The sequence below is a fragment of the Bradyrhizobium acaciae genome, from assembly GCF_020889785.1.
Lineage (GTDB): Bacteria > Pseudomonadota > Alphaproteobacteria > Rhizobiales > Xanthobacteraceae > Bradyrhizobium > Bradyrhizobium acaciae.
In genome coordinates, this window is record NZ_JACMYK010000237.1 from 1 (window position 1) to 6,701 (window position 6,701).

General features: G+C 65.6%; 6 protein-coding genes and 1 pseudogene. All 7 read left to right on the forward strand.

Translation table 11 applies throughout. The features are described from left to right. Positions 1 to 152: pseudogene (locus H8A92_RS39090) on the forward strand (sugar kinase); the annotation flags it as partial. Continuing rightward, the gene (gene eda / locus H8A92_RS39095; protein ID WP_229200597.1) at positions 149 to 799 is read left to right on the forward strand and encodes a bifunctional 4-hydroxy-2-oxoglutarate aldolase/2-dehydro-3-deoxy-phosphogluconate aldolase; all 651 of its coding nucleotides are present in this window, start codon (positions 149 to 151) and stop codon (positions 797 to 799) included. The pseudogene H8A92_RS39090 and the gene eda, both read left to right, overlap by 4 nt. A 137-nt stretch (positions 800 to 936) precedes the next feature. Then, positions 937 to 2,109: an acetyl-CoA acetyltransferase gene (locus tag H8A92_RS39100; protein ID WP_229200598.1), complete on the forward strand. Its 1,173-nt coding sequence runs from the start codon at positions 937 to 939 to the stop codon at positions 2,107 to 2,109. Position 2,110: 1 nt separating this feature from the next. Continuing rightward, positions 2,111 to 3,649, forward strand: coding sequence for a class I adenylate-forming enzyme family protein (locus H8A92_RS39105; RefSeq protein ID WP_229200599.1), 1,539 nt, complete (start codon positions 2,111 to 2,113; stop codon positions 3,647 to 3,649). 158 nt (positions 3,650 to 3,807) lie between these two features. Further along, a complete protein-coding gene (locus H8A92_RS39110; protein WP_229186104.1) occupies positions 3,808 to 4,008 on the forward strand; it encodes a hypothetical protein in 201 nt (66 codons plus the stop codon). 166 nt (positions 4,009 to 4,174) lie between these two features. Beyond that, complete coding sequence (locus H8A92_RS39115) at positions 4,175 to 5,374, forward strand: CaiB/BaiF CoA transferase family protein (protein WP_229200600.1); 1,200 nt, start codon at positions 4,175 to 4,177, stop codon at positions 5,372 to 5,374. 11 nt (positions 5,375 to 5,385) lie between these two features. Further along, complete coding sequence (locus H8A92_RS39120) at positions 5,386 to 6,552, forward strand: acyl-CoA dehydrogenase family protein (RefSeq protein ID WP_016847185.1); 1,167 nt, start codon at positions 5,386 to 5,388, stop codon at positions 6,550 to 6,552. Positions 6,553 to 6,701 lie beyond the last annotated feature (149 nt).

Consider the following 6,701-nt stretch of genomic DNA (forward strand, 5'->3'; position numbering starts at 1 on the left):
GGCTCGGCGGCGCCGAGCCCGAGGAGGCGGCGCGCGCCGGCCATCGCCTCGCCGGTGTCGTCGTGTGCTATCCCGGTGCGATCATTCCGCGCTACGCCATGCCGCCGAAGAAGGCGCCTCGTCCCCCACCATCCCGCAAGGCCTCGCAATGACAACGACTTCAAAGCAGGACCAGATTGCCGAGTTGATCCGCCAGGCCACCGTGATCCCGGTGCTGACCATCGAGCGGCTCGCCGACGCGGTGCCGCTCGCCAGGGCGCTGGTCGCCGGCGGTGTCCGGACGCTCGAAGTGACGCTGCGGACGGCGGTCGCGGTCGATGCAGCCAAGGCCATCATTGCCGAGGTGCCCGATGCGGTGGTCGGGATCGGCACCATCCTCAACGCCGACGATCTGGCGCGCGCCGAGGCGCTCGGCGCCAAGTTCGGCATCAGCCCGGGCGCAACGCCCGAGCTGTTGAAGGCGGTTGCTGCCAGCCGGCTGCCGTTCGCGCCGGGGATTGCGACCGCTTCCGAGCTGATGCAGGCGCTGGCGCACGGCTTCGACGTCGTCAAATTCTTCCCCGCCGAGCAGGCCGGCGGTATCAAGGCACTGCGGGCTCTGGCCGGTCCATTCCCGAACGTCAAGGTCTGCCCGACCGGCGGGATCGGCGAGGCCAATGCGGCGACCTGGCTGGCCGAGCCCAATGTGCTGGCGGTCGGCGGCTCCTGGCTGTGCCCGGCGGCGGATATCCGCGCCGGCAACTGGGCGGGCATAACCGCCATGTGCGCCAAGGCGATGAAAACGCTGAAAGCCGGCTAGAACTCCGTTCCGATAGAAACGGGGTTCTGGATTCTGGTTTTGACGCGTTTTCTTCACGCGAACCGGCGTTCACTTCGCTCGAAAACGCTCTCGAGATACGCTACATAACTCCCGAACAGGAACAGGGAGATACGGCCATGACAGCAGCCAGCATCGTCGGTTGGGCGCATACGCCATTCGGAAAGTTCGACGCGGAGACTGTTGAAGGTCTCGTCGTCAAGGTCGCCAACGAGGCGCTCGCCGATGCCGGCATTGCCGCGTCCGATGTCGACGAGATCATGCTCGGTCATTTCAACGCCGGCTTCTCGCCGCAGGATTTCACGGCCTCGCTGGTGCTGCAGGCCAATCCGGCGCTGCGCTTCAAGCCGACGACGCGCGTCGAGAACGCCTGCGCCACCGGATCGGCCGCGGTGCACCAGGGTATCCGCGCCATCGAGGCGGGCGCCGCGAAGATCGTGCTGGTGGTCGGCGTCGAGCAGATGACGAAGACGCCGGGCCCGGAGATCGGCAAGAACCTCTTGAAGGCATCATATCTGCCCGAGGACGGTGACACCGTCGGCGGCTTCGCCGGCGTGTTCGGCAAGATCGCGCAGGCCTATTTCCAGAAATACGGCGACCAGTCGGACGCGCTGGCGATGATCGCCGCCAAGAACCACAAGAACGGCGTCGCCAATCCCTACGCGCAGATGCGCAAGGATTTCGGCTTCGAATTCTGCCGCGCCGAGAGCGAGAAGAACCCGTTCGTCGCCGGTCCCCTGAAGCGCACCGATTGCTCGCTGGTCTCCGACGGCGCCGCCGCGCTGGTGCTTACCGATGCCGAGACCGCCAAAACCATGGGTAAGGCGGTGAACATCCGCGCCACCGCCCATGCGCAGGACTTCCTGCCGATGTCGAAGCGCGACATCCTGCAGTTCGAAGGCTGCACCACCGCCTGGCAGCGCGCGCTGCAGACGGCCGGCTTGCAGCTCTCCGATCTCTCCTTCGTCGAAACGCATGACTGCTTCACCGTCGCCGAGCTGATCGAATATGAAGCGATGGGCCTGACGCCGAAGGGCCAGGGCGCGCGCGCGATCATGGAAGGCTGGACCCAGAAGGACGGCAAGCTTCCGGTCAATCCGTCCGGCGGACTCAAGGCCAAGGGCCACCCGATCGGCGCCACCGGTGTCTCCATGCACGTGATGAGCGCGATGCAGCTCACGGGGCAGGCGCCCGAGGGCATGCAGCTCAAGAACCCGCAGATCGGCGGCATCTTCAACATGGGCGGCGCCGCCGTCGCCAACTACGTCTCGATCCTCGAGCCGGCCAAGTAGCTTGAACATTGCCGAATGGTTGGCGGCAACGGCGCGGGCGCGTCCCGATGCGCCGGCGCTGCTGACCGGCTTCGACCTCGACGCCGACTATGCAACCTTTGCCCGCCGCGCCGCCTCGATCGGGGCGGCGCTGGCGCGCGATCACGGCGTTGCCGCCGGCGATCGCATCGCGCTGTTTGCGACCAACTGCACGCAATATCTCGAATGCCTCTACGGCATCTGGTGGATCGGCGCCGTCGCGATCCCGATCAATGCCAAGCTGCACGGCCGCGAGGCGGCGTGGATCTGCGGCAATGGCGGCGCCAAACTCGCGTTCGTGTCCGATGACACGATCGGTGCGCTGACCGAAGCGAATGACGATTGCCCCGCCGGCATGATCATGCTGCCGGTCGACAGCGACGCGTACAGGGCGATGCGGAGCGGCGAAGGCGCACCGGCGCCGCTGCCGCGCGAGAGCAATGATCTGGCCTGGCTGTTCTACACCTCGGGCACGACAGGCCGTCCCAAGGGCGTGATGCTGAGCCACGGCAATCTGCTTGCGATGTCGCTGTGCTATCTCGCCGACGTCGATCCGGCGACGCCGAACGATGCTTCGCTCTATGCCGCGCCGATCTCGCATGGCGCCGGGCTCTACAATTTCCCGCATGTCCGGATGGGCGGTCGCCACGTCATTCCGGAGTCCGGCGGCTTCGATCCGGACGAGGTGCTCAATCTCGGCCGGCAGCTCGACAACGTCGTGATGTTCGCGGCGCCAACGATGGTGCGTCGTCTGGTCGATGCCGCGAAGAAGCGCGGCGAGAACGGCGAGGGGCTCCGCACCATCATCTATGGCGGCGGCCCGATGTACACGGCCGACATCCTGGACGCGATGGCGACGATGGGCCAGCGCTTCGTGCAGATCTACGGTCAGGGCGAGTCGCCGATGACCATCACGGCGCTGTCGCGCGACTGGCATCGCGCGAGCGATCATCCGCGCTATCTCGAACGGCTGGCCTCGGTCGGGTCAGCGCAGAGCGTCGTCACCGTGCGCATCACCGACAAGGACGGCACACCGCTGGCCGCGGGCGAGACCGGCGAGATTGAGGTCAAGGGCGCGACCGTGATGCTCGGCTACTGGAACAATCCGAGGGCCAATGCCGAGACGCTGAAGGACGGCTGGCTGCGCACCGGCGATGTCGGCCGGCTCGACGCCGACGGCTTCCTGACGCTGTCGGATCGCTCCAAGGACGTGATCATCTCCGGCGGCACCAACATCTATCCGCGCGAGGTCGAGGAAGCCCTGCTGACCCATCCCGATGTCAGCGAGGTCTCGGCCATTGGTGTGCCGGATCCGGAATGGGGCGAGATCGTCGTCGCCTGCGTCGTGCTGGAGGACGGTGCCGCGGCCGACGACGGCAAGCTCGACGCGCATTGCCTTGCCTCGATCGCCCGCTTCAAGCGGCCGAAGCGTTATGTCTATCTCGATGCACTGCCGAAGAACAACTACGGCAAGGTGCTGAAGACCGCGCTGCGGGAGATGATGGCCAAAGACATTGGCTAAAAGGCATGGGCTCAAGCGCGACGAGGAGGCGTTGAATCGAAAAACTCGAAAACAACCCCATGCACAGGTGGGATTGGGGTCACTCATGCGGTTAAGGGATAGGCCATAGCCTCCCACCGCGCTAAGCTGGCTGCGCCTTGTCACCGGGAGAACGGACCATGGGTATCGAGACGTCCCTGTCGCTGTCGGAAGTGAACGATCGCATCGCGATACTCCGGGACAATATCAGGCAGCTGATCGAGCAGGCCGCAGGCGCAGCCGGCGCCGAAGTCGAGGAGCGTATCGCCGAGCGCCTCGAGCAGCAGAATGCGGAACTGGAAAAGCTGCTGGCGGCGCGCGAGGCGATGACGGGGCAGTAACTGACATCGGGGGCGGTGGGCATGCTTCGCCTCGCCTGCCGTTCCGCCGCGCGGAAGCGGTCCGGCCACCGCCGCGCATACGCCCATACCCCGGGCGCAGCTTGATCTCGGCGGAGACCTCCCGTTACTAGCTCCATAACCAGTACATCCGGGAGCGAACAGGACGATGGGACCACTGCAAGGTATCAAGGTCGTGGATATGACGACCGTGCTGATGGGACCCTATGCCACGCAGATGCTTGGCGATTATGGCGCCGACGTCATCAAGGTAGAATCGCCCGACGGCGACGTGACGCGGCAGATCGGTCCGACCCGGCATCCCGGCATGGGGCCGGTGTTCCTCAACACCAACCGCAGCAAGCGCTCGGTCTGCCTCGACCTGAAGAAGCCGGCGGGGCGCGAGGCCGTGCTGCGGCTGATCGCGAAGGCCGATGTGCTGGTCTACAACGTGCGCCCGCAGGCGATGGCGCGGCTGCAACTCGACTACGACGTCGTCGCCAAGGTCAATCCGCGGCTGATCTATGCCGGCGTGTTCGGCTTCGGCCAGGAAGGGCCATATGCCGCCAAGCCCGCCTATGACGATCTGATCCAGGGCGCAACCGCGCTGCCGGCGCTGATGGCGCAGACGTCGGACGGCGTGCCGCGCTACGTGCCGAACGCGCTGGTCGATCGCATCGTCGGCCTCACCGCAGTCGGCGCGATCTGCGCGAGCCTCGTGCATCGCGATCGCACCGGGCAGGGCCAGCGCGTCGACATTCCGATGTTCGAGACCATGGCTGGCTTCGTCATGGGCGACCACATGGGCGGCCTGACCTACGATCCGCCACTCGACAAGGGCGGCTATGCCCGCCATCTGTCGCCGGACCGGCGGCCGTACAAGACACAGGACGGCTATATCTGCGTGATCGTCTACAACGACAAGCAGTGGGAGAATTTCTTCAAGGCGACCGGGCGGGACGATCTGCGCAGCGATCCGAAGTTCGCGACCTTCGCCGGCCGCGCCACCAACATCGACGTCGTCTATGCCGAGCTTGCGCGCATCCTTGAGACCAGGACCACGGCCGAGTGGAACGCAATCCTCGAGAAGGCCGACGTGCCTGTGATGCCGATGCACGATCTCGAGAGCCTGTTGGAGGACCCGCATATGGTCGCGACCGGCGTCTTCCCCGTGATCGATCACCCGACCGAGGGCCGGATCCGCAGCATGACGCCGTCGGCGCGGTGGTCGGAGACCAAGGTCGAGCCGAGCCGGCTGGCGCCGCGGCTCGGCGAGCATAGTGAAGCGATCCTGCGCGAGGCCGGGTTCTCGGCTGAGGAGATCGCGGCGATGGTCCGCGATGGCGCAGCCAAGACGGCGCAGGCATAGGAGCACGACCGATGGATTTCGCACTCTCCGCCAACCAGGAATCGATCCGCGACGCGGTCGCAAAAATCTGCTCGCGCTTCGACGAAGCCTACTGGCTGAAGAAGGACAAGGAGGGCGGCTATCCGGCCGACTTCCACCGCGCGCTGGCCGATGCCGGCTGGCTCGGCATCTGCATCCCCGAGGAGTATGGCGGCTCCGGGCTCGGCATCACCGATGCCGCAATCATGATGCGCACGATTTCGGAATCCGGTGCCGGCATGTCCGGCGCATCCGCGGTGCACATGAACGTGTTCGGGCTCAATCCGGTGGTGGTGTTCGGCACCAGGGAGCAGTGCCAGCGCATGCTGCCGCCGATCATCGACGGCCGCGACAAATCCTGCTTCGCGGTCACCGAGCCCAACACCGGCCTCAACACCACGCAGCTCAAGACCCGCGCGGTGCGGCAGGGCGACAAATACATCGTCAACGGCCAGAAGGTGTGGATCTCGACCGCGCAGGTCGCCAACAAGATCCTGCTGCTCGCGCGCACCACGCCGCTGGAGGAGGTGCGCAGTCCGACCCACGGGCTCAGCCTGTTCTATACCGATTTCGACCGCAAGCGCGTCACCGTGCACGAGATCGAGAAGATGGGCCGCAAGCCCGTCGACTCCAACGAGCTGTTCTTCGAGAATTTCGAGATCCCGGTCGAGGATCGCATCGGTGAGGAAGGCCGCGGCTTCGAATATATCCTGCACGGCATGAATCCCGAGCGCATCCTGATCGCGGCGGAAGCCGTCGGCCTCGGCCAGATCGCGCTGAAGCGGGCGTCGGAATACGCCAAGGGCCGCATCGTGTTCAACCGCCCGATCGGCATGAACCAGGCGATCCAGCATCCGCTGGCGAAATGCTGGATGGAGCTCGAGGCCGCCTGGCTGATGGTGCTGCGCGCCGGCTGGCAATACGACCAGAACCTGCCGTGCGGTCCCGCCGCGAACTCGGCGAAGTATCTCGCCGCGGAAGCCGGCTTCCACGCCTGCGAGCAGGCGGTGATGACCCATGGCGGCTTCGGTTACGCCAAGGAATATCACGTCGAGCGTTATCTCAGGGAATCGCTGATCCCGCGCATCGCGCCGATCAGCCCGCAGCTCATCCTCAGCTTCATCGGCGAGAAGGTGCTCGGCCTTCCGAAGTCGTATTGATGAGATCGGCTTCGCGCAGACAACGCTTTCTTTACCCTCCCCCTGAAAGGGGAGGGTAGGGTGGAGGTCAGCCACAGGCGAGAGTGAACGGTGCGGAGACAGATCCCCACCCGGCTTGCTCGCGCAAGCCGACCTCCCCTTTGCAAGGG

Excerpts from the sequence above, each read along its gene's own strand:
- H8A92_RS39115 (WP_229200600.1), top strand. The coding sequence starts at position 4,175 with ATGGGACCACTGCAAGGTATCAAGGTCGTGGATATGACGACCGTGCTG.
- H8A92_RS39120 (WP_016847185.1), top strand. The coding sequence starts at position 5,386 with ATGGATTTCGCACTCTCCGCCAACCAGGAATCGATCCGCGACGCGGTC.
- H8A92_RS39110 (WP_229186104.1), top strand. The coding sequence starts at position 3,808 with ATGGGTATCGAGACGTCCCTGTCGCTGTCGGAAGTGAACGATCGCATC.
- eda (WP_229200597.1), top strand. The coding sequence starts at position 149 with ATGACAACGACTTCAAAGCAGGACCAGATTGCCGAGTTGATCCGCCAG.
- H8A92_RS39100 (WP_229200598.1), top strand. The coding sequence starts at position 937 with ATGACAGCAGCCAGCATCGTCGGTTGGGCGCATACGCCATTCGGAAAG.